This is a genomic window from Pseudomonas sp. NCHU5216 (assembly GCF_052156495.1).
Classification (GTDB): Bacteria; Pseudomonadota; Gammaproteobacteria; order Pseudomonadales; family Pseudomonadaceae; genus Aquipseudomonas.
On the sequence record NZ_JBQLIX010000001.1, the window covers coordinates 259572 to 286116 of the forward strand.

Consider the following 26545-nt stretch of genomic DNA (forward strand, 5'->3'; position numbering starts at 1 on the left):
GCAGTGCCCTTCGCGACGGTGAGAGGCCATGATCGAGATAAGAAACCTGACCAAGCGTTTTGCGCAGCATACGGCAGTCGATGATCTGTCGTTCAGTGTCCAGCCAGGGGAAGTGCTGGGCTTTCTCGGCCCCAACGGGGCCGGCAAATCCACCACCATGAAGATGCTCACCGGATTTCTCGCGCCAACCTCTGGCACGGCGAGCATTCTCGGTTGCGATATTCAGACCCAGACCCTCCAGGCTCAGCGGCAGATCGGTTATCTGCCGGAGGGCGCGCCCTGCTATGGCGACATGACGGTGCGCGGATTTCTCGAATTCATCGCCGAGGTGCGCGGTTTTCGTGGCGCCGAGAAGAAGCTGCGGATGCAGCGCGCAGTAGCGCAACTGGAGCTGGACAAGGTGCTGGAGCAGAGCATCGAGACGCTGTCCAAGGGCTTCAAGCGCCGCGTCGGCCTGGCCCAGGCGATTCTGCATGACCCGCGTGTGCTGATCCTCGACGAGCCCACCGATGGCCTCGACCCCAATCAGAAGCATCAGGTGCGCCAGCTCATCCAGGGCCTCGCGCGCGACAAGATCGTGATCATTTCCACCCATATCCTCGAGGAGGTCACGGCGCTGTGTACCCGCGCGGTGATCATCGCCCAGGGCCGCTTGCTGGCCGATGGCACGCCGCTGGAGCTGGAGAGTCGCTCGCGCTACCACCAGGCGGTGACGCTGGTGGCCGATGAGGCGCTGGATCAGGCCGCCTTGGCGGCATTGCCGGGCGTCGCCGGTGTCGAGGAGAACGCCCGCGAGCACAGCCTGAGCGTGCTGGCGCAGCCGGGCGAGGTGATCTTCCCGCAGGTCAATGCGCTGATCGCCGAGCGCGGCTGGAAGGTGCGAGAGCTCAATGTGGAACGCGGTCGCCTCGATGAGGTGTTCCGCACGCTGACCCGGGGAGAGCAGTGATGACCCAGTTGCCCGTGATCTTCAAACGCGAGCTGGCGAGCTATTTCGCCACGCCGCTGGCCTATGTGTTCATCGTCATCTTCCTGGTGCTGTCCGGGGTGTTCACCTTCTACCTGGGGGGCTTTTTCGAGGGCGGCCAGGCCAATCTGTCGGCTTTCTTCAACTTCCACCCCTGGTTGTACCTGTTCCTGGTGCCGGCCATCGCCATGCGCCTGTGGGCGGAGGAGCGCAAGTCCGGTTCCATCGAGCTGCTGATGACCTTGCCGATCACCCGCTTCGAGGCGGTTACCGGCAAGTTCCTGGCGGCCTGGGTGTTCGCCGGCATCGCGCTGTTGCTGACCTTCCCCATGGTCATCACCGTCAACTACCTGGGCGAGCCGGACAATGGCGCCATCGTTACCGGCTATATCGGTAGCTGGCTGCTGGCGGGGGCCTACCTGGCCATCGGCTCGTGCATGTCGGCGCTGAGCAAGAACCAGGTGATCGCCTTCATCCTCGCGGTCAGCGCCTGCTTCCTGTTCATCGTCAGCGGCTTTCCCATGGTGCTCGACGCCTTCGCCTGGGCGCCGCAGTGGCTGGTGGACGCTATTGCCTCGCTGAGCTTCCTGGTGCGCTTCGATGCCATCAGCAAGGGCGTGATCGACGTGCGCGACCTGCTGTATTTCCTCTCGCTGATTGCCGCCTGGCTGACCGCCACCGCCGTGGTCATCGACCTGAAGAAAGCTGACTGAGGCCCGCCACCATGAAAAAGCTGATCTATTCCGGCGCCGGGCTGCTGCTGATCGCGGTCGCCTTCATCGCCTTCAACCTGCTGGCCGGCATCGGCCTGGGCGGTGCCCGCCTGGATCTGACCGAGCAGAAGCTCTACACCATCTCCGACGGCACCAAGCAGATCCTTGGCGAGCTGGACGAGCCGATCAACCTGTACTTCTTCTACTCGGACAAGGTGGCCAAGGATCTGCCGGCCTTGCGCACCTACGCCCAGCGCGTGGAGGAGATGCTCAAGGCCTATCAGGCTCAGTCCAATGGCAAGATTCACCTGCACATCATCGACCCCGAGCCTTTCTCCGAGGACGAGGACAAGGCCGCGCAGTTCGGCCTGCAGGCCATCCCGTTGCAGCAGGGCGGCGATTCCATCTACTTCGGCCTGGCGGGCACCAACGCGCTGGACAACACCCAGGTGATCCCCTTCTTCGCCCTGGATCAGGAGGAGCATCTCGAATACGAGCTCAGCCGCCTGGTACAGACCCTGGCCAAGCCGGAGCTGCCGGTGGTCGGTGTGCTCTCCGAGCTGCCGATGACCGGCGGCTTCGACATGATGACGCAACAGCCGACGCCGCCCTGGATGGTGCTGGAGCAGGTGCGCCAGTTGTTCAAGATCGAGACCCTCAAGCCTGACGTCGACCAGATCCCTGACAGCATCTCGGTGCTGTGGTTGGTGCATCCCAAGCACCTGCCGCAGCAGACGCTGTATGCCATCGACCAGTTCGTGCTGCGTGGCGGCAAGCTGATGGTGTTCGTCGATCCCTATGCCGAAGCCGATACGGGCGGTATGCCGGGGGAGATGGCGGTGGACAAGTCGTCCGATCTCGAGCCGCTGTTCAAGGCCTGGGGCCTGCGCATGGTGCCGGACAAGGTGCTGGGCGACGGCTCCTACGCCATGTCGGTCAACCGTGGCCAGGGCCAGCGTCCGGTGCGCCATGCCGCCTGGTTGAACCTGCCGCGCAAGGCGCTGGATCAGAACGACATCGCCACCGCAGGGCTGGAGAACATCACCGTCGCCACGGCCGGCATCCTTGAACCGGTGGAAGGGGCGAAGACGCACTTCACCCCGCTGATGCAGAGCTCCGAGTACGCCATGCCCTTCGACGTCAAGCGTTTCGCCATGCTCAGCAACCCCGAGGAGCTGATCCGCGACCTGGAGCCCACCGGCGAGCGCTACGCCATCGCCGCGCGTATCGACGGGCCGGCCAAGAGTGCTTATCCCGATGGCATCGAGGGGCACAAGGATGGCCTCAAGCAGGCCGACAACATCAACGTGATCGCCGTGGCCGACACCGACATCCTTAGCGACCGCATGTGGGTGCAGGTGCAGGACTTCTTCGGCCAGCGCATTCCCCAGCCCTGGGCTGACAATGGCAGCTTCACCGTCAACGCGCTGGACAACCTGAGTGGCACCGACGCGCTGATCAGCGTGCGTTCCCGTGGCCGCTTCAGCCGCCCGTTCACCGTGGTGGATGAGTTGCAGCGCGCTGCCGAGCAGCGTTTCCGTGACAAGGAGCAAGCGCTGCAGGCGCGCCTGAGCGAGACCGAGCAGCAACTGGCGGCGTTGCAACACAGCGATGACCCGAACAAGGCCCTGGAGCTGACGCCGGAGCAGCAGAAGACGCTGCAGCGTTTCATCCAGCAGAAGCTGGAGATCCGCAAGGAGCTGCGTGACGTGCAATACCAGCTCAACGCCAATATCGAGTCGTTGGGGCGGACGTTGAAGATCATCAATATCGCCTTGGTGCCTGCGTTGCTGACCCTTGGCGTGCTGGCGCTGTGGTTGTGGCGCAGGCGTCGTCGCGCGTGAGGGGCATCACCTGTGGGAGGCGCCTCAGCGGCGACAGTCGCGGCTAAAGCCCCTCCCACGAACCGGGCGTAGGGTGGATCACGCTTCACCGATCCACCGTTGCGGTGGATGTAAAAAGCGACATCCACCCTACGCCGCTTCCGAATCATCAACAGTGAGATGGGTATGGGACGTAAAGGTCTGATCGCATTGATCGTCATCGTGCTGCTCTGTGTGCTGGGCTACCTGGCCCTGCAGCGCAGCCAGCAGCAGAGCACGGCGCAGGTCGAGCAAGGGCCATGGCTGGCTGCCGAGCAGGATTATCTGGGCAGCCTGCAGGCCCTGGAAATCGAGTCGCCCGGCCAGCCGCCGGTGCGTATCGAGCGTCATGGCGAGGCCTGGGTGGTGCCGGCCAAGGCCGACTATCCAGCAGCGCCACAACCCCTGGCCGACCTGCTGCGCGGCCTGCGTGAGGCGCGCATCGTCGAGGCCAAGACCGCCAACCCGCAATGGCATGCCCGCCTGGGCCTGGCCGAGCAGGGTGAAGCCGGGGAGCAGGCGCAGCGGATCAAGTTGCACTTCGAGGGCCACCCGGAACTCGATCTGCTCCTGGGCAAGCCCTCTCAGCAGGGTAGCGGGCAACTGGTGCGGCGTGCCGGGGAGAATCAGGTCTGGCTGATCGACCAGACCTTGCAACTGCCCACACGCGAACTGGACTGGCTGGATCGTCGCGTCACCGACATTCCCTTCACCAGCATCGCGCGCCTCGAGTTGCACCATGCCGATGGCCAGACGCTGACCCTGACGCGCGCCGATGCCAAGCAGTACAACTTTGCTGTCGAGGAATTGCACAAGGATCAGAAGCTCAGCTTCGAGGGCGCCGCCAATGGCGTGGCCACCCTGTTCTCCAATTTGCAGTTCGCCGACGCCGCGCCCTTGGCGCAGGTTGGCTTCAAGCAGGCGCCGGTGCTGCAATTGAGCCTCAGCGGCTTCGACGGGCAGAAGCTGCAGGGGGCCTTGTACAAGCAGGGCGACGCCTACTGGCTGGTGCTGGACAAGCACGAGGGGTTCAAGGACGGCGAGGTCAGCGCCCGGCCGGACTGGGCCTATCGGCTGGAGCCCGAACAGGTGCAGCGCTTGACCAAGACCGTGCGCGACCTACTGGCCAAGGGCTGAGTAGGGTGACTTGCGGCCCGTATCAGCGGGCCGCAGCCGCTGGCAAAAAGTGCTTTGCAGTGAAAATGCTTGCTTTATACTCGGCCGCAGCGGTTGCTGCGAGAACGTCTCTCAGGCGTGTTTTCTTAGAGTTTGCAGGCCGAGAACGTTTTACCGAACCGCCAAAGCGTCCATGGGACCAATAAAAATATTGCGAGTTTGGAGAAGTTGCGAATGGCAGAGCGTGAGACAGGAACCGTCAAATGGTTCAATGATTCCAAGGGTTATGGATTCATCCAGCGCGAGAGCGGCCAGGATGTGTTCGTCCACTATCGCGCCATTCGCGGCGAGGGCCACCGTACTCTGGTCGAAGGGCAGAAGGTGGAGTTCGGTGTGACCCAGGGCCAGAAGGGCCTGCAGGCCGAAGACGTTTCCACGCTCTGAAGGCAATGCCACGAGGCCCGTCGATGACGGGCCTTTTCGTTTCTGGCGTAGGGTGAACCCTGTGCCTAGCGGTATATGGGTAGGAGCGAATTCATTCGCGATCATGCTCGGGAGCAGAGCCAAGCCCTATCGCGAATAAATCCGCTCCTACAGACCTGTAGCCCGGATGCAATCCGGGAAATATTCAGGCCTGCCCCGGATTGCATCCGGGCTACGGGGGATCGATGCAGGATCCCGTGACGTGGGGCACCTGACCCTCTCCCGCCCTTTGGCCGCTCTCATTCAGTGCGCCAGATGATCTCGCTTTCGCCGTCGGCATCCACCTTGATCCAGCGGTCGGCTTCTTCGTCGCTTTCATCCTCCACCCAGGTGCCGGGGGCGCAGCGGATCTGCACGCCAAGCGCGGCATGGGCAGCGCGGGCGCAGGCCAGGTCATCGGCCCAGGGCGTGGCGTCGCTTTCCAGATACAGGCTGTGCCATTTGCCCACGGCCTTGGGCAGCCAGGTCACCGGCACGCCGCCGGCCTGGCACTTGAAGGTCTGGCCCTTCTGCTGCCAGTCGCTGCAGGGGCCGAGGGCTTCACCCAGCCACTGCGCCACGGCATCGCGTTCGGCGTCTTTCAGGTAGATCTCGATATCGGGTTGGCGCATGGCTGCTAATCCTGAGAGCTTGGACTCTAAGTTTTGGTGATCCAATCGTAGCGGATGGAAACAGTGACATCGAAGGGCGTGGCGATCACCGTTTCGCGGCGTTCGGCGCTGGCGCGCCAGCCGTGCGGGGTCATGGCCAGCAGGTCGGCGCGGGCCTGGGCGTCTGCCAGGTGCAGCCTGAACTCCAGCGTTTCGTTGTGCGCCAGCTGCATGCCCGGTGGGATCAGCGCCAGGTGCTTCTGGTCGTCGTAGTCGCGTACATCGTCGTACAGTTTCTGCCGCAGTTCCATCAGGTGCACACGGGTCGGGCCCATGCGCAGCAGGCCACCACCCGGGGCCAACAAGCGCTTGGCCTCGCTCCAGTCGAGCGGGCTGAAGACGCTGGCCAGCAGCTCGCAACTGGCGTCGGCCAGGGGCACACGAGCCATGCTCGCCACCAGCCAGCTCAGTTGTGGGGCGCGCTTGCAGGCACGTTTGACCGCCTCGCGGGAGATATCCAGGGCGTGGCCGTCGGCAGCGGGCAGGGCGTGGGCGATCTGCTCGGTGTAATAACCCTCGCCACAACCGATATCCAGCCAGCGGGCTGGCGTGCGTTCGGCGGCCAGTTCAGCCAGGCGTTTGGCCAGCGGCGCGTAGTGACCGCCGTCGAGAAAACGCCGACGCGCCTCGACCATGGCGGCGTTGTCGCCGGGGTCGCGGCTGTTCTTGTGCTGCACCGGCAGCAGGTTGTAGTAACCCTGCCGGGCGCGGTCGAAGCTGTGACGGTTGGCGCAGGTCAGGCCGCTGGCGCTCGGCTCCAGCGGGGCCTGGCAGATGGGGCAGATCAGGCTCATGCGAGGAGCTTGACCATGGTTTGGTAGTAAACCTCGGTGAGCAGGTCGAGGTCGCTGGCCAGCACACGTTCGTTGATCTGGTGAATGGTGGCGTTGACCGGGCCGAGTTCCACTACCTGGGTGCCCAGGGTGGCGATGAAGCGGCCGTCCGAGGTGCCGCCGCTGGTGGACGGCGTAGTCTCGCGGCCGGTGACGTGCTTGATGCTGGCGGCCACGGCGTCGAGCAGATCGCCCGGCTGGGTGAGGAAGGGCAGGCCGGACAGCGCCCACTCCAGGTGATAGTCCAGGCCATGCTTGTCGAGGATGGCGGTGACGCGCTGCTGCAGGCCCTCGACGCTGGACTCGGTGGAGAAGCGGAAGTTGAACACCGCCTTCAGCTCACCGGGGATGACGTTGGTTGCGCCGGTGCCGGAATTGAGGTTGGACACCTGGAAGCTGGTCGGCGGGAAGTAGTCGTTGCCGTGATCCCAATGTTCGGCGGCCAACTCGGCCAGGGCCGGCGTGGCCAGGTGGATCGGGTTCTTCGCCAGGTGCGGGTAGGCCACGTGGCCCTGCTTGCCATACACGGTGAGGGTGCAGCCAAGCGAGCCACGGCGGCCGTTCTTCACCACGTCACCGAGCAGGTTGGTGCTCGACGGCTCTCCGACGATGCACCAGTCCAGGCGCTCCTCGCGTTCGCGCAAGCGCTCGACCACCGCCTTGGTGCCGTGCTGGGCCGGGCCTTCTTCGTCGCTGGTGATCAGGAAGCTGATCGCACCTTTGTGGTTTGGGTGGTCGGCGACGAAGCGCTCCACGGCGATGACCATGCTCGCCAGGCTGCCCTTCATGTCCGCCGCGCCGCGGCCACAGAGCATGCCCTCTTCATCGATGCGCACGTCGAACGGCTGGTACTGCCAGGCGTCCAGCGGGCCGGTGGGCACCACGTCGGTATGGCCGGCAAAGCACAGCACCGGGCCTTCACCACCACGTTTGGCCCAGAAATTCTCCACCTCTTCGATGCGCATGCGCTCCACCTCGAAGCCGCACGCGGCCAGGCGGCGCATCATCAGTTCCTGGCAACCTTCGTCCACCGGGGTCACGGACGGGCGGCGGATCAGGTCGAAGGCGAGTTCCAGGGTCGGGGTCAGGGGGGCGGTCATGGCGGCTCCGGTACAGCGGCTGGCGTGAAAGCCGGCCATATTAACAGGGCATCGGCAAAACTACCCAGACTCCAGAGGGCCTCTAAAAACGTCAGCGAGGCAGTCAGCGCAAGGCGAAAACGGGCGAAAAAGCGGAGTTTACGGAGCTGTAAATGAGCATTTGACTCGCTTCGCTCACCCCTTTGGGGCCGCGCTAAAGCGCGTTCAGCCTTCGGCTGTGAGCCTGTTTTTAACGCCACGATGACAACGCAGGTAGTTTTTAGAGGTGCTCTCCAGCCGTCTGCCAGGCTTGGGTGGGGGCGCTGCTGTCCCTATAATGCGCGCCTTCCTGCAGGGGGTGAGATGAACACAGACGATCAGCGATTCGGCGGCATAGCCCGGCTCTACGGCCGGGAGGGCTATCAGCGCCTGGCAGCGGCGCACGTGGCGGTGGTCGGCATCGGCGGCGTCGGCTCCTGGGTGGCCGAGGCGCTGGCACGTTCCGGCGTTGGCGAGATTTCTCTGTTCGACCTCGATGACGTCTGCATCACCAACACCAACCGACAGATCCAGGCGCTCGACGGCGCTGTGGGCAAGGCCAAGGTCGAGGTGATGGCCGAGCGTATCCGCGCCATCAACCCCAGCTGCGTGGTGCATGCGGTGGCCGATTTCGTCACCCGCGAGACCATGGCCGAGTACATCACCGAACAGCTCGACGGGGTGATCGACTGCATCGACAGCGTGCCGGCCAAGGCGGCGCTGATCGCCTGGTGCAAGCGGCGCAAGATCCAGATCGTCACCACCGGCGGCGCGGGCGGGCAGATCGACCCGACCCAGGTGCAGGTCGCCGACCTGAACAAGACCTTCAACGACCCGCTGGCGGCCAAGGTGCGCTCGTTGCTGCGCCGTGACTATGGCTTCTCGCGCACGCCGGGGCGTAACTACAGCGTGCCCTGTGTGTTCTCCACCGAGCAACTGCGCTACCCCAAGCCCGACGGCAGCGTTTGCCAGGCCAAGGGCTTCGTCGGCGAGGGCGTGCGCCTCGACTGTGCCGGCGGTTTCGGTGCGGTGATGATGGTCACCACAACTTTCGCCATGGCGGCAACCGCCAAGCTGGTGGATAAACTGGTGGCGGGTGCGCGACGACCTGCCGAGCGACTGCGCACTCGATGATCTGGGCTGGCGGCCACGCCAGCCATTTCGGTGCAACGGTATGCGCTGATGATGCAACGGGCTGGAGGGGTTCGACTGTTGCTCGCATCGAGGTGAGCCGTGCCGTACGGGTTATTGCATGTTCGCAGAGCGCGTCAGTGGAGATGCCTGTCCGCTGTTTTCCTGACCTCATCCCTGGCCATGGGGCTATTGACGCCTGCTCGGGGCGAGTTGAAAACGCTGCGCATTGGTACGGGCGACTGGCCGCCCTATGTCGAGCAGCAACGCAGTGATAGCGGGGCACTGGCGCGGCTGATTCGCGCGGTGTTCGCCGAGTCGGGCTATGCGGTCGGTTTCGTTTTCCATCCCTGGGATCGCAACCTGCTGATGCTGCGAAAAGGCGAGTTGCATGCCGTCATGCCTTACAACTGCAGCGTGGGTCGGCTCGACGCGGCCGTTTGCAGCGACCCATTGGTGCGTGGCGAGGTGGTGTTCTTCCATCGTCGCGACCTGGCGTTCGACTGGCACGGCATTGATGATCTGAAGGGCTATCGGATCGGCACGACGCTGGGTTACTCCTATGGCCTGGCGTTCGACAAGGCGGTTCTGGAAGGGCGTCTGCAGACCGAGCGAAGCGGCAAGGAGGACACGGGCTTTCGTTTGCTGGAGCTCAAGCGCATCGACCTGTACCCGCAGAATCGCGCCGTCGGCTATGCCATACTGCGCCACCAGCCACCCGAGCTGCTGCCTGCCGAGATTACCCATCACCCGCGCCCTTTGAACCTGGAGCCCTTGCATCTGCTGTTTCGCAAGGATGATCCACGGAGCGCGCAGTTGTTGCGCCAGTTCAACGATGCCCTGCGTGGCTTCGCCGAGCGCGGAGACCTGCAGCGCCTGCAGCAGGCGCTCGATAGTGGCAATGCCGACGACTGGCAGCCCAGCGGGCCGATCCAGGCCGCGGAGAACTGAGGCTGCTCATCGAATCACGGAGACCCTGGATGCTCAACAACGATGTACTGCGCAGCCTGCGCTATCTGCTGGATGTCAGCGACGCCAGGCTCGAGGCGTTCTGCCATCTGACGGACTACCCGGTGGAACCGGGGCTGATCTCCGCCTGCCTGCTGCGAGAAGATGAAGCGGGCTATCGTTCCTGCAACGATGCGCTGCTGGCCCATGTGCTCGAAGGGTTGGTGTTCCACAAGCGTGGCAAGGACGACAGCCGGCCGCGCTTGCCGGTGGAAAAGCGCCTGAGCAACAACCTGATCCTGAAGAAACTGCGCGTGGCCTTCGAGCTGCGTGACGACGACATTCAGGCGATCCTGCAGTCGGCGGATCTGCCGATGACCAAGGCTGAGCTGGGCGCCTTGTTTCGTGCACCGGGGCACAAGCACTACCGCGAGTGCGGTGATCAGATATTGCGCAACTTCCTGCGTGGGTTGACGTTACGTGAGCGTGGCGTTGCGTAGCGCGGATGCAGTTCGGGTTTTAGCAGGCGGTTGAAACACGGTTCTTCGCGCAAGCTTGGGGAAGTTGGGATCGATACCGGACTGGCAAGTTTGTGTGAATGCTTATTGCTTGTTCGGGTGCTTGTTCCGGCTTGCCGCGTTTTTGTTGATGTTTTTGGTTTCGCCCTCCCGGGCGAGTCACTTTTGGGGCAAAAGTAACCAAAACCTCCGCCCTTTCATCCGGCCCTGGCTGCGCCAGGGTTCGTTCGCTCCATCGCCGCTCCAGAGGCCCGCCGCGGTGGGCCATCCCTGGCCCATCGCGGCTTTCGCGACATCCATGTAGCTCAACCTCTTCCACGACGATTCCGCTCACCCTCCTGGGCGGGCTCTGCACGCGCCTGAACCTGTGGTTACTCCATGGGACTCTCACCCGCTTAATGGGGCAGCCGTAGGGCGGACTCAGGAGCGCCAGCGAACAGTCCGCCGGGCCATGCCCAGTTCGGCACCACAACCCACGTCCCGTACTCCCAACGGCGTACTGCTTCGCGAGTACGCCCTACGCGAATGAAAGTTTTGGTTTAACCCGGTGGCCACGTCGTGGTTCCACTGCTACCAGAACACGCCGCGCATGCTCGGAATAACTGTACGTTCAGGCGCGCAAATGCCCCCTTCAGGAGGCCGAACGCAGGCATTGCGCAGGGGGCGAGTGGCATGGATGCCACGAGAGGCGTAATGGGCCAGGGATGGCCCATGTACGCCGACCCCGGAGCGATGCCGGAGTGAGGGAAGTCGAGCGAAGCGAGACCCGGATGGCGGGGGTGCGTTTCTTTTGCTTACTTTTCTTTGCGCACTTCAAAGAAAAGTGAGTCGCCCGAGGGGGCGAAACCCGGAATATCTGGACACACCCAAAGCGGCGTCCAGAACACCAACACGGGCCAACAAGACAACACACACATTTGCCAGTCCGATGTCACCCAAGCATTCCCCCTGAAATGCGATGGCGCTTAAAAAATTAGCCGACGCAAGAGGCCAAAACCGAGGCGTTTTTTGTTAGCCCAGCAGCTCACGCATGCGCAACAACACGGCATTGAGCCCATTGCTACGCGAGGGCGATAACTGGCGTTGCAGGCCCAGCTGGGCGAACCAGTCGGCCAGGTCGAGCCTGGCCAGCTCGTCAGCGCTCAACCCTTCGACCCGAACCAGCAGCACGGCAAGCAGGCCGCGCAGCAGGCGGGCATCGCTGGCGGCGCGGAAGTGCCAGGCGCCATCGCGCTGTTCGGCCACCAGCCAGACCAGGCTTTCGCAGCCATGCACGCGGTTGTGCTCCTGGCGTTCGGCCTCGTCCAGCGGCTCCAGGTGCTCGCCCCATTGCATCAGCAGGCGCGCGCGCTGTTCCCAGCCGGGGCAGGCAGCAAAGGCCTCGAGGGCTTGTTGGGCGGCAGGTGGCAGGTTCATCGCAGCAGCTCCAGGGCCTTGTCCAGGGCAGCGAAGAAACGCTGCAGGTCGGCGCCGTCGTTGTACAGCCCCAGCGATACGCGGGTCGCTCCGGCCAGGCCGAGGCGTTTCATCAGCGGCATGGCGCAGTGATGCCCGGTACGCACGGCGATGCCCTGCTCGCTGAGCAGATGGGCCAGGTCGGCGTTGTGCACGCCTTCGACCTGGAAGCAGGCCAGCGCCAGTTGCGGTTCACCCAGCAGGCGCACACCGGCGCGGGCTTGAAGGCCGGCCAGCAGTTCGCCGTGCAAGGCCGCTTCATGGGCAGCCACGGCAGCCTGATCCAGCTCGCTCAACCAATCCAGCACGGCACCCAGGGCAATCACTGCGGAAACCGCCGGCGTGCCCGCCTCGAAGCCCAGCGGAGCGGGGCGAAAGCGGGCGTCGTGGTAGTCGGCGTCGTGCAGCATTTCGCCGCCAAACTGCCAATGCTGCAGTTTCGCCAGTGCTTCGCCACGGCCATAGAGCAGGCCGACGCCATCCGGGCCGTAGAGCTTGTGCGCCGAGCAGACGTAGAAGTCGCAACCCAGCGCCTGCATGTCCGGGCGCGCGTGCACGGCGCCTTGTGCGCCGTCGATGATGGTCAGCGCACCATGAACCTTGGCCAGGGTCTGCAGCTCGGCCAGTGGTTGCCAGCGCCCGAGCACGTTGGATAACTGCGAGATGGCCAGCAGGCGGGTGCGCGGGCCGATCAGGCGCACGGCTTGCGCCAGGTCGATGCTGCCGCTGGCGTCCAGTGGCAGCACGGTCAGTTCCAGGCCGCGACGCTTGGCCAGTTGCTGCCAGGGCAGCAGGTTGGCGTGGTGCTCGGCGGCGCTGATGACGATTTGCCCGCCAGGCTGCAGCAGGTGCTCCAGGCCATAGGCCAGCAGATTGAGCGACTCGGTGCTGCCACGGGTGAAGACGATCTCGTCACTGCTCTGCGCGTTCAGCCACTGCGCGGCCTTGCTGCGTGTGGCCTCGAAGGCGCGGGTGGCGCGTTCGCCTGGCAGGTGCTGGGCGCGATGCACGTTGGCCACGCCGCCGGCCAGGTAGGCGAGCAGCGCATCCAGAACCGCCTGCGGCTTCTGCGCGGTAGCGGCGCTGTCCAGGTAGGTGTGGCCGTCGGCTTCGAGGGCAAGGATGCCGGGGAATTCGGCGCGCCAGGGGGAATTCAGAGCCATGAGCTTCAAGCCGCAAGCTGCAAGTTGGAGCCGCAGAGCTTGCGGCTTGTAGCTTGCAGCTTGGCGCTGCCTCTTAGTTGTGCGCGTGCAGGGCTTCGTTCAGCTCGATGGCCGACTTATGGGTCTTGCACTCCACGGCGCCGGTCTGCGAGTTGCGACGGAACAGCAGGTCGGGCTGGCCGGCCAGGTCGCGGGCCTTGACCACCTTGACCAGGGCGTTGCCTTCGTCTAGCAGGTTCACCTTGGTGCCGGCGGTGATGTACAGGCCGGCTTCGACGGTGTTGCGGTCGCCCAGGGGGATGCCGATGCCGGCGTTGGCGCCGATCAGGCAACCTTCGCCGACGCTGATGACGATGTTGCCGCCACCGGACAGGGTGCCCATGGTGGAGCAGCCGCCACCGAGGTCCGAGCCCTTGCCGACGAATACGCCAGCGGATACGCGACCTTCGATCATGCCCGGGCCTTCGGTGCCGGCGTTGAAGTTGACGAAGCCTTCGTGCATCACCGTGGTGCCTTCACCAACGTAGGCGCCCAGGCGCACGCGGGCGCTGTCGGCGATACGCACGCCGGTGGGTACCACGTAGTCGGTCATTTTCGGGAACTTGTCCACCGAGAACACTTCCAGCAGTTCGCCCTTCAGGCGTGCTTCCAGTTGGCGTTCGGCCAGTTCGGCGAGGTCGACGGCGCCCTGGCTGGTCCAGGCGACGTTGGGCAGCAGCGGGAAGATGCCGGCCAGGTTCAGGCCATGCGGTTTGACCAGGCGGTGCGACAGCAGATGCAGCTTGAGGTAGGCCTCGGGGGTGCTGCTCGGCGCGCTGTCTTCGGCCAGCAGGGTGGCCACCAGCGGGTTGCTGCTCTCGGCCAGACGGGTCAGCAGGGCGGCCTGGGCAGCATCGATGCCCTTGAGCGCTTCGGCCAGGTCACGGGCCTGGGCGTGGCTGAAGGTTATGGCTTGGTTGCCGCCTTCGTAGCCGAGGATCTCGGCGGCCTTGGCCACCAGATCGGCTGCCGGGTTGAGCAGCGGTTGCGCGTAGAAGACTTCCAGCCAGTTGCCCTGACGGTTCTGGGTGCCGACGCCGAAGGCGATGCTGAAGAGGGTGGTGGTCATCGATGAGGTTCCTTGCAACAAATTCGGGTAAGAGTGATCAGGCCAACGCAGCTTGGTAGGTGTCCGGCTTGAAGCCGACCAGGGTCTTGTCGCCCAGGTCGAGCACCGGGCGTTTGATCATCGAAGGCTGGGCCAGCATCAGGTCGATGGCCTTGGCCTGGTCGAGATCGGCTTTCTGCGCGTCATCCAGTTTGCGGAAGGTGGTGCCGGCACGGTTGAGGACGGTCTGCCAGCCATGCTCGTCGCACCATTTCTCCAGGCTCGCACGGTCGATGCCGGCGCTCTTGTAGTCGTGAAAGGCATAGTCGACACCATGCTCGTCGAGCCAGGTTCTGGCCTTCTTCATGGTGTCGCAGGCCTTGATGCCATACAGGACGTAACTCATGGTCTTCCTCTGATGAGTGGCGTGCCGGGATGTCCGGAAAAAACGGCCGGCCATTATGCCATGGCTGGTGCGGGCGTGGCGGGCACTGTCGCAGGGATGTGTTACAGCGCTAGAATCAGCGCCACGCACCCACTCCCGCCGGTTTTCTCCCTCATGCAACTGCTCTACACCATTCTGATCATGCTGCTGGTGGTCAGTGGTACGCGTATCAGCGCGCAGTTCATCCCCTTGCCTCTGCCTCTGCTGCAAATTCTCATCGGTGCCCTGTTGGCCGTGCCGGCGCTGGGGTTGCATGTACGCCTCGATCCAGAACTGTTTCTGCTGCTGTTCATCCCACCGCTGCTGTTCGTCGATGGCTGGCGCATGCCCAAGGGGCAGTTCCGTCAGTTGCGCACGCCGATCCTGTTGCTGGCTTTCGCCCTGGTGTTCTTCACCATCCTCGTGGCTGGGCATTTCATTCATTGGTTGTTGCCGCAGGTGCCCTTGGCCGCCTGTTTCGCCCTGGCCGCAGTGCTGTCTCCGACCGATGCGGTGGCGGTTTCGGCGATCACCCACGGGCGCCTGCCGAGCACCCTGAACAACCTGTTGCAGGGTGAGGCATTGATGAACGATGCCTCCGGCCTGGTGGCGTTCAAGTTCGCCGTGGCGGCGACCCTGACCGGGATGTTCTCGATCAGTGATGCTGGCCTGCAGTTCATGCTGGTGGCGGTCGGCGGGCTGGGCGTTGGCGTGGCCCTGAGTTACCTGCTGGGGCGCCTGCGCGCCTGGATGATCGCCCGGGGCTGGGAAGACCCGGCGCCGCACGTGTTGCTGCTTTTGCTGCTGCCATTCGCCGCCTATGTGGCCGCCGAGCATCTGGGACTCTCCGGCATCCTCTCGGCAGTGGCGGCAGGGATGATGCAGAGCCGCCTCGACCTGCTGCCGCGGCAGACCTCCACGCGGCTGCTCAATCGCAGCGTATGGGCGCTGCTGGAGTTCACCTTCAATGGCCTGATCTTCCTCTTGCTGGGTCTGCAGTTGCCGGACATCCTCACGGCGGCTCTGGGCGATCATGCCGAGCCCTGGATGTTCGCTCTGCGGGCCATGGGCCTGGTGGCGGCGATCTACGCCGTGCTGATGCTGCTGCGCTTCGTCTGGGTCTACGGCTACTGGCGCGTGTCGGGCACCTTGCGTCGGCTGCGCGGCGAGCCGACGCGCTTTGCCGGGCAGTCGCGCATCGCCCTGAGCGCGGTGCTGACCCTGGGCGGCGTGCGCGGGGCGGTGACCCTGGCGGGCGTGATGTCGTTGCCCCTGCTGCTCAACAGCGGCCAGGCCTTTCCCGAGCGTGACCTGCTGATCCTGATTGCCGCCGGGGTGATCCTGCTGTCGCTGCTGGTGGCCAGTGTCGCTTTGCCGCGGATCCTGCCGCGCCTGCCGCAGGACAACGTGGCGCTGCATGAGCGTGAGCTCAATCGCCACCGCGCCGCCGTACTGGAGGCGGCGATTCGTTATCTGGAGTCCGAGGACGAGCGCGCTGCCGATGCCGAGGGGGCTATCGCGGCGGTGGAAGTGAAGGCGCGACTGATGAGCGAATATCGCGACCTGCTGGAGCGTGCCCGTGGTGGCGATGAGGCGCGCGAGCAGCAGCGCGAGACCGACCGCCTGGAGTATCGCCTGCGTCTGCAGGCGCTGCGCACCCAGCGCCTGGAGCTGTACCGCATGCGCCACGACAACGAACTGGACGACGACCTGCTGGCCGAAATCCTGCGCGACCTGGATATCGCCGAGGCGCGCCTGAACAAGAGCTGAGACGGTTCAGGCGTAGGGCGGATTCAGTGCGTAGCCCGGATGCAATCCGGGAAACCCTGTAAAGGTTATCCCCGGATTTCATCCGGGCTACACAGTCAGAAGTGCGCGGCTAAAGTCCTTCATGCCAGCCAGCTAGCGCTGCAAGGGGCTTTAGCCGCGACTATAGAGAGCCTCAGGCGCTACGAATGAACCGCGCGATGCGCTCGGCCGCTTCGATGCACTCGGCCAGCGGCGCGACCAGGGCCATGCGCACGCGCCCGGCCCCCGGATTGACGCCATCCACCTCGCGCGACAGGTAGGAGCCCGGCACCACGGTGACGTGTTCGGCCACGAACAGCTCGCGGGTGAACAGGGTGTCGTCGCCCGGCGTGCGCGCCCAGAGGTAGAAGCCGCCGTCGGGGCGCTGTACGTCCATCACCGGGGTCAGGATATTCAGCACGGCATCGAACTTCTCGCGGTACAGGTCGCGGTTGGCGCGCACGTGCGCTTCATCGTTCCAGGCGGCGACGCTGGCCAACTGGGTCTGTACCGGCATGGCGCAGCCGTGGTAGGTGCGATAGAGCAGAAAGTGCTTGAGGATCTCGCCGTCGCCGGCCACGAAGCCCGAACGCAGGCCCGGCAGGTTGGAGCGCTTGGACAGGCTGTGGAACACCACGCAACGCTTGAAATCGCTGCGACCCAGTTCTGCGCAGGCGCTGAGCAGGCCAGGCGGTGGCGCGTCTTCGTCGAAGTACAGCTCGCTGTAGCATTCGTCGGCGGCGATGACGAAGTCATGCTCGTCGGCCAGGGCGATCAGCTTCTTCAGGGTTTCCAGCGGGATCAGCGCGCCAGTGGGGTTGCCCGGCGAGCAGAGGAAGAGGATCTGGCAACGCTGCCAGACTTCGGCCGGCACTGCGTCGAAGTCCGGATTGAAACCATGATCTTCCAGGCAGGGCAGGTAATGCGGTTCGGCACCGGCGAGAAAGGCCGCGCCCTCATAGATCTGGTAGAAGGGGTTGGGGCTTACCACCAGGCCCTGGGCACTGCGGTCGACCACGGCCTGGGTAAAGGCGAACAGCGCCTCGCGGGTGCCGTTGACCGGTAGCACGTGGCGCGCCGCATCCAGCCAGCCGGCGGGCACGCCGAAGCGGCGTTCGCACCAGGTGGCGATGCTCTGGCGCAGTTCCGGCAGGCCCAGGGTGGTCGGATACACCGCCAGTTTGTCGAGGTTGGCGGTCAGCGCCTGGCCGACGAAGTCCGGCGAGCGGTGCTTGGGTTCGCCAATGGACAGGGCGATGGGCGCGCGATCGGCGGCGGGCTGCGCGTCGGCGAGCAGGGCGCGGAGTTTCTCGAACGGGTAGGGCTGCAACTGGGCGAGGGCGTGGTTCATGGTGATCCGACGTGTCCTGTGGAAGGCGGCGACAAAGCTGCCGACACTAGCATGGCGCGCGCGCCGAGGAAAATTCCGCTGGCTGTCCGTTTTACGCTGGTTTAGGTCGCAATGCTGACGCTCGAGCGATTCAAGACTGTTCATATAGTGCCGATAGCCTGAACGTGAAATTTTCCCACGAGACTCTCCTTATGCGCACCCTCAAGTTCAGCCACAAGATCATGCTGGCTGCTTCCCTGGTGGTCATTGCGGCCTTCGCGTCCTTCGCCCTGTACAACGACTACCTGCAGCGCACCTCGATTCGCCACAACCTGGCCAACTACCTGCACGATGTCGGCCTGGTTTCCACTGGCAACATTCAGCATTGGCTGGATGGGCGCATGCAGTTGCTGGACAACCTCGCCGAGTCGGTGCAGGACGACAGTTCGCCCGAGATGCTGGCGCGCAATCTGCAACATCGCAGCATCGCCTCGGCCTTTCTCTATGCCTATTACGGCCAGGCCGATGGCACTTACACTCAGTTTCCGCCCAGCGAGCTGCCGGCTGGCTATGACCCGCGTCAGCGCCCCTGGTACAAGAGCGCCGTGGGCAGCAGTGGCCCGGGGCTGACCGCACCCTACCTGGCGGCCGACCCGCGTGATGGCCTGCTGATCACCATCACCCGTCCGGTCAGCGTGGGCGGCAGCCTGCGGGGGGTGGTCGGCGGCGATCTCAAGCTGCAGACCATCGACGACATCCTCAACTCCTTCGACCTGGGCGGCATGGGCTACGCCTTCCTGGTGGACGAGCAGGGCACGGTGCTGGTGCATCCGGACAAGAGCCTGGTGCTGAAGAAGCTGCCGGAGCTTTACCCCGAGGCAACGCCGCGTCTGGAGTCCAGCCTGCAGAACACCACAGGCGTCGATGGCAGCGCGCGTATCGTCACCTTCCAGCCGGTGAAGGGCCTGGCCGGGGTGCACTGGTACGTCGGCCTGTCGGTGGACGAGGGCAAGGCGTTCGCGGCCCTGCGTGAGTCGCGCCTGTCCGCGTTGATGGCGACCATCATCGGCGTGGTGGCGATTCTCCTGCTGCTCGGCATGCTGATCCGCATTCTGCTGCGCCCGCTGCACGTGATGAGCCATGCCATGAGCGGCATCGCCGAAGGCGAGGGGGATCTGACTCAGCGTCTGAAGATCGCCTCCGGCGACGAGTTCGGCGAACTGGCCGGGGCCTTCAACCGTTTCGTCGAGCGCATCCACGAGTCGATCCGCGAAGTGGCCTCGACCACTCGTGAGGTGCACGAGCGGGTCACGACTGTGGTACAGGCCTCCAACGCCTCCATGGGCAATTCCAGCGAACAGGCGGCGCGCACCGACAGCGTGGCGGCGGCGATCAACGAGCTGGGCGCTGCCGCTCAGGAAATCGCCCGCAACGCCGCCGATGCCTCGCAGCAGGCCAGCGAAGCACGGCGCAATGCCGAGGAAGGGCAGGGCATGGTCGAGCGCACGCTGGCGGCGATGGGCGACCTGTCGGAGAAGATCCAGGCGTCCGGCAACCATATCGAGCTGCTCAGCGAGAAGAGTAACGACATCGGCCAGATTCTCGACGTGATCAAGGGTATTTCCGAGCAGACCAACCTGCTCGCGCTCAATGCCGCCATCGAGGCCGCCCGCGCCGGCGAGGCTGGGCGTGGTTTCGCCGTGGTGGCCGACGAGGTGCGTAACCTGGCCCAGCGCACGCAGAGCTCGGCGCAGGAGATCCAGCAGATGATCGAACAGCTCCAGGCCGGTGCCCGCGATGCCGTGGCGACCATGACCGAGAGCCGGCGTTTCAGCGAGGACAGCGTGCGCATCGGCGGCCAGGCCGGGGAGAACCTGCGTGGCGTGACCCAGCGCATCGGCGAGATCGACGGCATGAACCAGTCCGTGGCCACCGCTACCGAGGAGCAGACCTCGGTGATCGAGAGCCTGAACATGGACATCACCGAGATCAACACCCTGAACCAGGATGGCGTGCGCAACCTGCAGGCCAGCCTCAGTGCCTGTACCGAGCTGGATCAGCAGGTCGGGCGGCTCAAGCATCTGGTGGACAGCTTCAGGATCTGAGGCTGCCTGCCCTTTTGGGGCGAATTCGTTCGCGATGCCTGTGGCCTTGGTGCGTAATGCCAGTCAGTTTGATGCTGTACGCGTTTGGCTCCCCTCTCCCATTTACGGCAGAGGTGCTGGGGGAGAGGGGGTAAGTTTGGTTGATACCGGACTGGCAAGTTTGTGTGTTGGTTTTTTCTGATGCCTGTTCCGGATTGCCGCGTTTTTGTTGATGTTTCTGATTTCGCCCTCCCGGGCGAGTCACTTTGCGGGCAAAGTAACCAAACCCTCCGCCCGATCATCCGGCCCTGGCTGCGCCAGGGTTCGCTCACTCCATCGCTGCTCCAGAGGCCCGCCGCGGTGGGCCATCCCTGGCCCATCGCGGCTCTCGGCTTTGGCATCCTGCGTCGCTCTACCTCCTGCATCCATGCAGTCGTCGCGGCATCCATGCCGCTCGACCTCTTCCACAACGATTCCGTTCGCCCTCCTGGGCGGGCTCTGCACGCGCCTGAACCCGAGGTAATCCAGAAATAGCGCGGAGTGTTTGGGAGAGAAGTCGTAGGGCGGACTCAGGAGCGCCAGCGAACAGTCCGCCGGGCCATGCCGAGTTCGGCACCGCAACCTACGTCCCGTACTCCCAGCGGCGTACTGCTTCGCGAGTACGCCCTACGGGAATGAAACTATTGGTTTAATTCGACAGTCACGTCGTGGTTCCACTGCTACCAGAACACGCCGAGCAGACCTTGGAATGCCGGTTCGCTCAGGCGCGCGAATGTCCCCCCTTCAGGAGGGTGAGTGGAATCGTTGTGTAGAGGGTTGAGCGGCATGGATGCCGCGAGAGCCGCGACTGGCCAGGGATGGCCCTTCGTCGGTGGGCCGCATCCGGTCGGGCCTTCGGAGCAATGATGGAGCGAACGAACCCCGGCGCAGCCGGGGCCGGATGGCGGGGGTGCGTTTCTTTTGCTTACTTTTCTTTGTGCTGGGCGGCAATCCGATTTCAAAGAAAAGTGAGTCGCCCGAGGGGGCGAAACCCGGAATCTCTGAATACACCGAAGCGGCGTCCAGAACACCAAACAACACACAAACTTGCCAGTCCAGTATCAAAACCACCTATCCCGAGATTCCGCAAAGAACCCTTTTGCAGGCGAGTTCATTCGCGATGCTGGCGGCCATGGGCCAGCCGTTTCACGGAGAAATCCGCGACGCGACAGCCTCCCTCAGAAGGTAATGCTCTGCGCCGGGCTGGGTGTGCTTGGCTCTGCGAGCTTGGCGATGATCGCTTCCTGCAGGCGCGCGCAGAATTCGGGGTCGGACAACGGCTGACCCTTGTCGTCGGTGATGAAGAACACGTCCTCGACCCGCTCGCCCAAAGTGGCGATCTTGGCGTTCTGCAACGACAGGTCGTATTCGAGGAAGATGCGCCCGATCCGTGCCAGCAGCCCCGGGCGATCCGGCGCGGTCAGCTCGAGGATGGTCACCGGGCGCTGGGCGTCGTTGTGGATGGTCACCTGCGGGGCGAAGGCGAAGTGCTTGAGCTGACGTGGCACCCGGCGCTGGATGATGGTGGGGTAGTCGTCTGGGTTGCGCAAGGCAGTGATCAGTCCCTCGCGAATCTGTTCGATGCGTGCCGGGTTGTTGCCGATCGAACTGCCGTCGGCATCCAGCACGATGTAGGTATCGAGGGTGAACTGGCTGGTGGAGGTGATGATTCGTGCGTCGTGAATGCTCAGGTTGAGCTGGCTCATCGCGGCCACCGTCACGGCGAAGAAGTCGTGCTGGTCGGGGGCATAGATGAAGATCTGCGTGCCACCCTCGAACTCGCGCTGGGTGGTTTCCTTGATCAGTACCAGTGGCCCGCCATCGTTGGGGTGCTGGAGGATGGCATCGGTGTGCCAGGCCACGTCGCTGGCGGTATGGCGCAGGAAGTAGTCGTCGCCGAGCTGGCTCCATAGCTGCTCGGCATCGTCCGGGTCGGTGCCGCTGCGTACCAGGGTGTCCAGAGCGGCGTTCTGCGTCTGGCGAATCTGTTCTTCGCGGTCCACCGGGTTTTCCAGACCGCGACGCAGGGCGCGCTTGGTTTCGGTGTAGAGCTGGCGCAGCAGGCTGGCGCGCCAGGAGTTCCACAGACTGGGGTTGGTGGCGTTGATGTCGGCCACGGTCAGCACGTAGAGGTATTCCAGGTGGGTCTGGTCGCCGACCAGCTGGGCGAAGTCGTGGATCACCTGCGGGTCGGAGAGATCCTTGCGCTGTGCGGTGGTGGACATCACCAGGTGGTGCTGCACCAGCCAGACGATCAGCGCGCTGTCCCAGGCCGGCAGGTGGTGGCGACGGGCGAAGGCCTCGGCATCCAGCGCGCCCAGTTCGGAGTGGTCGCCGCCACGGCCCTTGCCGATGTCATGGTAGAGCCCGGCCAGGTAGATCAGCTCGGGCTTTGGCAGGCGCTCGATGATCTTGCTGGCCAGCGGGAATTTCTCCGCCAGCTCCGGCCAGCGGAACTTGCGCAGGTGCTTGATCAGGTTGAGGGTGTGCGCGTCGACCGTATAGATGTGGAACAGGTCGTGCTGCATCTGCCCGACGATATGGCCGAACTCCGGCAGGTAGCGGCCGAGGATGCCGTAGCGGTTCATCCGCCGCAGGTTGCGGTGAATGCCTTCCTTGCACTTGAACAGCTCGATGAACAGGCTGGTGTTGCGGATGTCCTTGCGGAAGTCGTCGTCGATCAGGTGGCGGCTGTCGCGCAGCAGGCGGATGGTGCCGGCGCGCACGCCCTTGATTTCCGGATGCTGGGCCATCAGCACGAAGATTTCGAGGATGGCGAAGGGGGTGCGCTTGAAGATGTTGGGGTGAATGGCCTCGATGTAGCCGTCACGCACCTGGAAGCGGCTGTTCAGCGGTGTGCACTGGCTGCTTTCGGCGGCGCGCAGGATGACTTCCTCGAAATGCTGGTTGAGCAGATCCGACAATTCGGAAATGCCCATGACCACCCGGTAGTACTTCTGCATGAAGTGTTCGATGCTGCGCTTGCCGTCGCCGTCCTTGTAGCCGAACAGGGCGGCGATCTTCACTTGATAATCGAACAGCAGGCGGTCTTCGGCGCGCCCGGCAAGCATGTGCAGGGCGTAGCGCACCTTCCACAGGAACTCCTGGCTGGAGGCGAGCAGGGCGTATTCGCTCTCCAGCAGGAAGCCATGGCTGACCAGGGCCTGCAGGTTGAGCGTGCCGAACTGGCGACGGGCCACCCAGAGCACGGTCTGGATGTCGCGCAGGCCGCCGGGCGAACCCTTGACGTTGGGTTCGAGGTTGTATTCGGTGTCGTTGTACTTGCCGTGGCGCGCCTTGCGCTCCTCGCGCTTGGCCAGATAGAAGTGCTTGCTCGGCCACATCTGCTCCGGGCTGGTGACCTGCTGCATGCGCTGGCGCAGGTGTTCGGGGCCGGCGATGGTGCGGCTTTCCATCAGGTTGGTGATCACCGTCAGGTCGGCGCGGGCCTCTTCGGCGCACTCGTCGACCGAGCGCACGCTCTGGCCCACTTCCAGGCCGATGTCCCAGAGCAGGGTGAGGAAGCCTTCGATGGGCTCACGGAAGATTTCGTGGTCACTGCTGTCGAGCAGGATCAGCAGGTCGATGTCGGAATAGGGGTGCAGTTCGCCGCGACCATAGCCGCCGACGGCGAGCAGGGCGATGTCGGCATCCTCGCACCAGGTGAAGCGCTTCCAGGCTTCCTGCAGGATCTGGTCGACGAACCAGGCGCGATCCTCCACCAGGCGGCGGATCTCGCGGCCAGCCCGATAGCGCGAGTCGAGCACTTCATGCGCCTGGCGGATGGCTTTCTTGAAGGCGGCGATGGGGCTGGATTTGAGTGCCAGTTCGGCCTGGAACTGGCCGCGGTCGAACAGTTCGGTATCCATCTGCGGCATGCAGGCGCCTTCCTTATATAAGCCAGGGTGCGCTGTGCGCACCACTTGAGTTCAGGGTGTTGCGGTCACTGCCCGGACGAGGTGCGCGCGATGGTGTCGTCGCTGCGCAGGGTGAGGATCTCATAGCCATCGGCGGTGACCAGCACGGTGTGCTCCCACTGCGCCGACAGCTTGCGATCCTTGGTGATCGCGGTCCAGCCGTCGCCGAGCAGGCGGGTTTCCGGGCGGCCCTGGTTGATCATCGGCTCGATGGTGAAGGTCATGCCTTCCTTGAGTTCCATGCCGGTGCCGGCCTTGCCGTAGTGCAGCACCTGCGGCTCTTCGTGGAACACCGCGCCGATACCATGGCCGCAGTACTCGCGCACCACAGAGAAACCGTTCTTCTCGGCGTGCTTCTGGATCACTTCGCCGATGTCGCCCAGGCGCGCGCCCGGTTTGACCAGCTCGATGCCTTTATACATGCATTCCTGGGTGATCCTGGCCAGGCGCTCGGCCCATTCCGCCACCTTGCCGACCATGAACATCTTGCTGGTGTCGCCGTGGTAGCCGTCCTTGATCACGGTGATGTCGATGTTCAGCACGTCGCCGTCCTTGAGCGGCTTGTCGTTGGGGATGCCGTGGCACACCACATGGTTGATCGAGGTGCAGATCGACTTGGGGAAGCCGCGGTAGTTGAGTGGTGCAGGGATGGCCTGCTGCACGTTGACAATATAGTCGTGGCAGATGCGGTCGAGCTCTTCGGTGGTCACGCCCGGCTTGACGTGTTCGCCGATCATCTCCAGCACCTCGGCGGCCAGGCGGCCGGCGACGCGCATTTTCTCGATTTCTTCGGCGGATTTGATGGTGACGGTCATGGCAGGCTCTCGGGGGCACGCGGAAAAAAGACGCTCATCTTAACAGCTACGGGCTTTGGGCTACAGGCCGCAGGCGGCAAGCTACAGGCTTGTGCTCTGCTTGCAGCTTGCCGCCTGTAGCTTGCAGCTGCTTTCTGTGGTATAAAACGCGCCGCTTTACGGGCAGCATGCCCGAAAGCTCAAACCCACACACGTATCGACACGGTTTCCTGGGTGCCTTTCGACAAGTTCGGGGGTTGGAAGCTGGGATACGTGGAGGCCTAACCCGACTTATCAAGGAACTATCATGTCCCAAGTCAACATGCGCGATATGCTGAAGGCCGGTGTGCACTTCGGCCACCAGACCCGTTACTGGAACCCGAAAATGGGCAAGTACATTTTCGGTGCGCGTAACAAGATTCACATCATCAACCTCGAAAAAACCCTGCCGATGTTCAACGACGCCCTGTCGTTCGTTGAAAAGCTGGCTGCTGGCAAGAACAAGATCCTGTTCGTCGGCACCAAGCGTTCCGCTGGCAAGATCGTTCGCGAAGAAGCCGCTCGTTGCGGTTCGCCGTTCGTCGATCACCGCTGGTTGGGCGGCATGCTGACCAACTACAAGACCATCCGTGCTTCGATCAAACGCCTGCGCGAGCTGGAAACCCAGTCCCAGGACGGCACCTTCGCCAAGCTGACCAAGAAAGAAGCCCTGATGCGTAGCCGCGACCTGGAAAAACTGGATCGCAGCCTGGGTGGTATCAAGGACATGGGCGGCCTGCCGGACGCGCTGTTCGTGATCGACGTCGACCACGAGCGCATCGCCATCACCGAAGCCAACAAGCTGGGCATTCCGGTCATCGGCGTTGTCGATACCAACAGCAGCCCGGAAGGCGTTGACTACATCATCCCGGGTAACGACGACGCCATCCGCGCCATCCAGCTGTACATGGGTGCCATGGCCGACGCCGTGATCCGTGGTCGCAGCAACGCTGGCGGTGCCACCGAAGAGTTCATCGAAGAAGCACCGGCTGCCGAAGCTGCCGAAGGCTAAGCAGTAACGTCGCTCATATAGCGTGCGTGCTGAGCAAGAAGGGGGCTAGGCCCCCTTTTTGCCACTCACAGATTTGCTCACCCGCCTGACGGGTGAATGGTTGAAGACCTACCGAGAGGATTTTCAAGATGGCAGAGATTACTGCAGCCCTGGTCAAAGAACTGCGCGAGCGTACCGGCCAAGGCATGATGGAATGCAAGAAGGCCCTGGTTGCTGCTGGTGGCGACATCGAAAAAGCCATTGATGACATGCGCGCTTCCGGCGCCATCAAGGCTGCCAAGAAGGCCGGCAACATCGCTGCCGAAGGCTCCATCGCCGTTCGTGTCGAAGGTGGCCGTGGCCTGATCATCGAAGTCAACTCGCAGACCGACTTCCTGGCTCTGCAGGACGACTTCAAAGCCTTCGTCAAGGAAAGCCTGGACGAAGCCTTCGAGAATAACCTGACCGAAGCCGCTCCGCTGATCGCTTCCCGCGAGTCGGCTCGTGAAGCCCTGGTTGCCAAGTGCGGCGAGAACGTCAACATCCGTCGTCTGACCGCTGTGACCGGTGACACCGTGGGCGCCTACCTGCACGGCCACCGTATCGGTGTTCTGGTCGTTCTGAAGGGCGGTAACGACGAACTGGCCAAGCACGTTGCCATGCACGTTGCTGCTTCGAACCCGGCCGTGGTTTCCCCGGATCAGGTGTCCGAGGAGCTGGTTGCCAAGGAGAAGGAAATCTTCCTGCAACTGAATGCCGAGAAGATCGCCGGCAAACCGGAAAACATCGTCGAGAACATGGTCAAGGGCCGTATTGCCAAGTTCCTGGCCGAAGCCAGCCTGGTCGAGCAAGCCTTCATCATGGATCCGGAAGTCAAGGTCGGTGACCTGGTGAAGAAAGCCGGTGCCGAGGTCGTTTCCTTCGTGCGTTACGAAGTGGGCGAGGGCATCGAGAAGGCCGAGACCGACTTCGCTGCCGAAGTGGCCGCTCAGGTTGCTGCCAGCAAGCAGTAAGCGGTTTTTCGGTATGTACCCCCAAAGAGGCTGCCCGTTTGCGCGGGCGGCCTCTTTGCCGAATAAGGGGTAAGAATGATTA

Annotated in this window: 23 protein-coding genes and 1 pseudogene; 14 read left to right on the forward strand and 10 right to left on the reverse strand. The window is 63.7% G+C overall.

Going from position 1 to position 26545, the window contains the following annotated elements; translation table 11 throughout:
- Positions 1 to 28: 28 nt before the first annotated feature.
- The 5 genes from ACSVIK_RS01180 (at position 29) to ACSVIK_RS01200 (ending at position 5102) form a co-directional block, all read left to right on the forward strand.
- A complete protein-coding gene (locus tag ACSVIK_RS01180; RefSeq protein WP_442442535.1) occupies positions 29 to 949 on the forward strand; it encodes an ABC transporter ATP-binding protein in 921 nt (306 codons plus the stop codon).
- Positions 949 to 1680 carry an ABC transporter permease subunit gene (locus tag ACSVIK_RS01185; protein WP_442442536.1) on the forward strand — a complete coding sequence of 244 codons (732 nt, stop codon included), beginning with the start codon at positions 949 to 951 and terminating at the stop codon, positions 1678 to 1680. The genes ACSVIK_RS01180 and ACSVIK_RS01185 overlap by 1 nt, the downstream gene beginning before the upstream one ends.
- A gap of 11 nt (positions 1681 to 1691) precedes the next feature.
- The gene (locus ACSVIK_RS01190; RefSeq protein WP_442442537.1) at positions 1692 to 3524 is read left to right on the forward strand and encodes a GldG family protein; all 1833 of its coding nucleotides are present in this window, start codon (positions 1692 to 1694) and stop codon (positions 3522 to 3524) included.
- Positions 3525 to 3689: 165 nt separating this feature from the next.
- Positions 3690 to 4679: a DUF4340 domain-containing protein gene (locus tag ACSVIK_RS01195; RefSeq protein ID WP_442442538.1), complete on the forward strand. Its 990-nt coding sequence runs from the start codon at positions 3690 to 3692 to the stop codon at positions 4677 to 4679.
- Between the two features lie 213 nt (positions 4680 to 4892).
- Positions 4893 to 5102 carry a cold-shock protein gene (locus ACSVIK_RS01200; protein ID WP_268182422.1) on the forward strand — a complete coding sequence of 70 codons (210 nt, stop codon included), beginning with the start codon at positions 4893 to 4895 and terminating at the stop codon, positions 5100 to 5102.
- Between the two features lie 278 nt (positions 5103 to 5380).
- Here ACSVIK_RS01200 and ACSVIK_RS01205 read toward each other — a convergent pair whose 3' ends face one another.
- The 3 genes from ACSVIK_RS01205 to dapE are packed head-to-tail and all read right to left on the reverse strand — an operon-like array spanning position 5381 to position 7724.
- Positions 5381 to 5752, reverse strand: coding sequence for a hypothetical protein (locus tag ACSVIK_RS01205; RefSeq protein WP_442442539.1), 372 nt, complete (start codon positions 5750 to 5752; stop codon positions 5381 to 5383).
- 26 nt (positions 5753 to 5778) lie between these two features.
- A complete protein-coding gene (locus tag ACSVIK_RS01210; protein WP_442442540.1) occupies positions 5779 to 6585 on the reverse strand; it encodes a putative RNA methyltransferase in 807 nt (268 codons plus the stop codon).
- Complete coding sequence (dapE, locus tag ACSVIK_RS01215) at positions 6582 to 7724, reverse strand: succinyl-diaminopimelate desuccinylase (RefSeq protein ID WP_442442541.1); 1143 nt, start codon at positions 7722 to 7724, stop codon at positions 6582 to 6584. The genes ACSVIK_RS01210 and dapE overlap by 4 nt, the downstream gene beginning before the upstream one ends.
- Before the next feature lie 342 nt (positions 7725 to 8066).
- On the opposite strand from dapE, the gene tcdA reads away from it, so the two are divergent.
- The 3 genes from tcdA to ACSVIK_RS01230 all read left to right on the forward strand — a co-directional run bounded on the left by tcdA (position 8067) and on the right by ACSVIK_RS01230 (position 10321).
- The gene (gene tcdA, locus ACSVIK_RS01220; RefSeq protein WP_442442542.1) at positions 8067 to 8876 is read left to right on the forward strand and encodes a tRNA cyclic N6-threonylcarbamoyladenosine(37) synthase TcdA; all 810 of its coding nucleotides are present in this window, start codon (positions 8067 to 8069) and stop codon (positions 8874 to 8876) included.
- 210 nt (positions 8877 to 9086) lie between these two features.
- The gene (locus tag ACSVIK_RS01225) at positions 9087 to 9824 is read left to right on the forward strand and encodes a substrate-binding periplasmic protein (RefSeq protein ID WP_442442543.1); all 738 of its coding nucleotides are present in this window, start codon (positions 9087 to 9089) and stop codon (positions 9822 to 9824) included.
- Between the two features lie 29 nt (positions 9825 to 9853).
- Positions 9854 to 10321: a DUF1456 family protein gene (locus ACSVIK_RS01230; protein WP_442442544.1), complete on the forward strand. Its 468-nt coding sequence runs from the start codon at positions 9854 to 9856 to the stop codon at positions 10319 to 10321.
- Between the two features lie 1029 nt (positions 10322 to 11350).
- Here the strand turns inward: ACSVIK_RS01230 and ACSVIK_RS01235 are convergent.
- The 4 genes from ACSVIK_RS01235 to ACSVIK_RS01250 all read right to left on the reverse strand — a co-directional run bounded on the left by ACSVIK_RS01235 (position 11351) and on the right by ACSVIK_RS01250 (position 14450).
- Complete coding sequence (locus tag ACSVIK_RS01235; protein ID WP_442442545.1) at positions 11351 to 11755, reverse strand: SufE family protein; 405 nt, start codon at positions 11753 to 11755, stop codon at positions 11351 to 11353.
- Positions 11752 to 12957 (reverse strand): aminotransferase class V-fold PLP-dependent enzyme, encoded by a 1206-nt coding sequence (locus ACSVIK_RS01240; RefSeq protein ID WP_442442546.1) that lies wholly within the window; start codon positions 12955 to 12957, stop codon positions 11752 to 11754. The genes ACSVIK_RS01235 and ACSVIK_RS01240 overlap by 4 nt, the downstream gene beginning before the upstream one ends.
- Positions 12958 to 13030: 73 nt before the next feature.
- Positions 13031 to 14065 (reverse strand): 2,3,4,5-tetrahydropyridine-2,6-dicarboxylate N-succinyltransferase, encoded by a 1035-nt coding sequence (dapD, locus tag ACSVIK_RS01245; RefSeq protein ID WP_442442547.1) that lies wholly within the window; start codon positions 14063 to 14065, stop codon positions 13031 to 13033.
- Between the two features lie 37 nt (positions 14066 to 14102).
- Entirely contained in the window at positions 14103 to 14450 is a 348-nt protein-coding gene (locus tag ACSVIK_RS01250; RefSeq protein WP_442442548.1) for an ArsC family reductase, read from the reverse strand.
- A gap of 153 nt (positions 14451 to 14603) precedes the next feature.
- On the opposite strand from ACSVIK_RS01250, the gene ACSVIK_RS01255 reads away from it, so the two are divergent.
- Positions 14604 to 16238 (forward strand): Na+/H+ antiporter, encoded by a 1635-nt coding sequence (locus ACSVIK_RS01255; protein WP_442442549.1) that lies wholly within the window; start codon positions 14604 to 14606, stop codon positions 16236 to 16238.
- A 172-nt stretch (positions 16239 to 16410) separates the two neighbouring features.
- On the opposite strand, the gene dapC is transcribed toward ACSVIK_RS01255, so the two are convergent.
- Entirely contained in the window at positions 16411 to 17607 is a 1197-nt protein-coding gene (gene dapC / locus ACSVIK_RS01260) for a succinyldiaminopimelate transaminase (RefSeq protein WP_442442550.1), read from the reverse strand.
- 221 nt (positions 17608 to 17828) lie between these two features.
- Here dapC and ACSVIK_RS01265 point away from each other — a divergent pair.
- The 3 genes and pseudogenes from ACSVIK_RS01265 to ACSVIK_RS01275 form a co-directional block, all read left to right on the forward strand.
- Positions 17829 to 18836: pseudogene (locus ACSVIK_RS01265) on the forward strand (cache domain-containing protein); the annotation flags it as partial.
- 90 nt (positions 18837 to 18926) lie between these two features.
- Complete coding sequence (locus ACSVIK_RS01270; protein ID WP_442442589.1) at positions 18927 to 19691, forward strand: methyl-accepting chemotaxis protein; 765 nt, start codon at positions 18927 to 18929, stop codon at positions 19689 to 19691.
- A gap of 928 nt (positions 19692 to 20619) precedes the next feature.
- A complete protein-coding gene (locus ACSVIK_RS01275) occupies positions 20620 to 20898 on the forward strand; it encodes a hypothetical protein (protein WP_442442551.1) in 279 nt (92 codons plus the stop codon).
- Here the strand turns inward: ACSVIK_RS01275 and ACSVIK_RS01280 are convergent.
- Together ACSVIK_RS01280 and map are read right to left on the reverse strand one after the other, a co-directional pair.
- A complete protein-coding gene (locus ACSVIK_RS01280; protein ID WP_442442552.1) occupies positions 20888 to 23587 on the reverse strand; it encodes a [protein-PII] uridylyltransferase in 2700 nt (899 codons plus the stop codon). The genes ACSVIK_RS01275 and ACSVIK_RS01280 overlap by 11 nt on opposite strands.
- A 65-nt stretch (positions 23588 to 23652) precedes the next feature.
- Positions 23653 to 24441, reverse strand: coding sequence for a type I methionyl aminopeptidase (map, locus tag ACSVIK_RS01285; protein WP_442442553.1), 789 nt, complete (start codon positions 24439 to 24441; stop codon positions 23653 to 23655).
- Between the two features lie 286 nt (positions 24442 to 24727).
- Here map and rpsB point away from each other — a divergent pair, with 286 nt between their 5' ends.
- Positions 24728 to 25471 carry a 30S ribosomal protein S2 gene (gene rpsB / locus ACSVIK_RS01290; protein ID WP_442442554.1) on the forward strand — a complete coding sequence of 248 codons (744 nt, stop codon included), beginning with the start codon at positions 24728 to 24730 and terminating at the stop codon, positions 25469 to 25471.
- 128 nt (positions 25472 to 25599) lie between these two features.
- Entirely contained in the window at positions 25600 to 26463 is an 864-nt protein-coding gene (tsf, locus tag ACSVIK_RS01295) for a translation elongation factor Ts (RefSeq protein WP_442442555.1), read from the forward strand.
- Positions 26464 to 26545: the final 82 nt, after the last annotated feature.

What these genes read in the sequence shown, in the direction of transcription:
- ACSVIK_RS01230 (WP_442442544.1), top strand. Translation starts at nt 9,854, where the DNA reads ATGCTCAACAACGATGTACTGCGCAGCCTGCGCTATCTGCTGGATGTC.
- ACSVIK_RS01240 (WP_442442546.1), bottom strand. Translation starts at nt 12,957, where the DNA reads ATGGCTCTGAATTCCCCCTGGCGCGCCGAATTCCCCGGCATCCTTGCC.
- ACSVIK_RS01205 (WP_442442539.1), bottom strand. Translation starts at nt 5,752, where the DNA reads ATGCGCCAACCCGATATCGAGATCTACCTGAAAGACGCCGAACGCGAT.
- dapE (WP_442442541.1), bottom strand. Translation starts at nt 7,724, where the DNA reads ATGACCGCCCCCCTGACCCCGACCCTGGAACTCGCCTTCGACCTGATC.
- ACSVIK_RS01210 (WP_442442540.1), bottom strand. Translation starts at nt 6,585, where the DNA reads ATGAGCCTGATCTGCCCCATCTGCCAGGCCCCGCTGGAGCCGAGCGCC.
- ACSVIK_RS01255 (WP_442442549.1), top strand. Translation starts at nt 14,604, where the DNA reads ATGCAACTGCTCTACACCATTCTGATCATGCTGCTGGTGGTCAGTGGT.
- dapC (WP_442442550.1), bottom strand. Translation starts at nt 17,607, where the DNA reads ATGAACCACGCCCTCGCCCAGTTGCAGCCCTACCCGTTCGAGAAACTC.
- dapD (WP_442442547.1), bottom strand. Translation starts at nt 14,065, where the DNA reads ATGACCACCACCCTCTTCAGCATCGCCTTCGGCGTCGGCACCCAGAAC.
- ACSVIK_RS01185 (WP_442442536.1), top strand. Translation starts at nt 949, where the DNA reads ATGACCCAGTTGCCCGTGATCTTCAAACGCGAGCTGGCGAGCTATTTC.
- ACSVIK_RS01250 (WP_442442548.1), bottom strand. Translation starts at nt 14,450, where the DNA reads ATGAGTTACGTCCTGTATGGCATCAAGGCCTGCGACACCATGAAGAAG.
- ACSVIK_RS01200 (WP_268182422.1), top strand. Translation starts at nt 4,893, where the DNA reads ATGGCAGAGCGTGAGACAGGAACCGTCAAATGGTTCAATGATTCCAAG.
- ACSVIK_RS01195 (WP_442442538.1), top strand. Translation starts at nt 3,690, where the DNA reads ATGGGACGTAAAGGTCTGATCGCATTGATCGTCATCGTGCTGCTCTGT.
- ACSVIK_RS01270 (WP_442442589.1), top strand. Translation starts at nt 18,927, where the DNA reads ATGGGCAATTCCAGCGAACAGGCGGCGCGCACCGACAGCGTGGCGGCG.
- ACSVIK_RS01180 (WP_442442535.1), top strand. Translation starts at nt 29, where the DNA reads ATGATCGAGATAAGAAACCTGACCAAGCGTTTTGCGCAGCATACGGCA.
- map (WP_442442553.1), bottom strand. Translation starts at nt 24,441, where the DNA reads ATGACCGTCACCATCAAATCCGCCGAAGAAATCGAGAAAATGCGCGTC.
- ACSVIK_RS01235 (WP_442442545.1), bottom strand. Translation starts at nt 11,755, where the DNA reads ATGAACCTGCCACCTGCCGCCCAACAAGCCCTCGAGGCCTTTGCTGCC.
- tsf (WP_442442555.1), top strand. Translation starts at nt 25,600, where the DNA reads ATGGCAGAGATTACTGCAGCCCTGGTCAAAGAACTGCGCGAGCGTACC.
- ACSVIK_RS01190 (WP_442442537.1), top strand. Translation starts at nt 1,692, where the DNA reads ATGAAAAAGCTGATCTATTCCGGCGCCGGGCTGCTGCTGATCGCGGTC.
- rpsB (WP_442442554.1), top strand. Translation starts at nt 24,728, where the DNA reads ATGTCCCAAGTCAACATGCGCGATATGCTGAAGGCCGGTGTGCACTTC.
- ACSVIK_RS01280 (WP_442442552.1), bottom strand. Translation starts at nt 23,587, where the DNA reads ATGCCGCAGATGGATACCGAACTGTTCGACCGCGGCCAGTTCCAGGCC.
- tcdA (WP_442442542.1), top strand. Translation starts at nt 8,067, where the DNA reads ATGAACACAGACGATCAGCGATTCGGCGGCATAGCCCGGCTCTACGGC.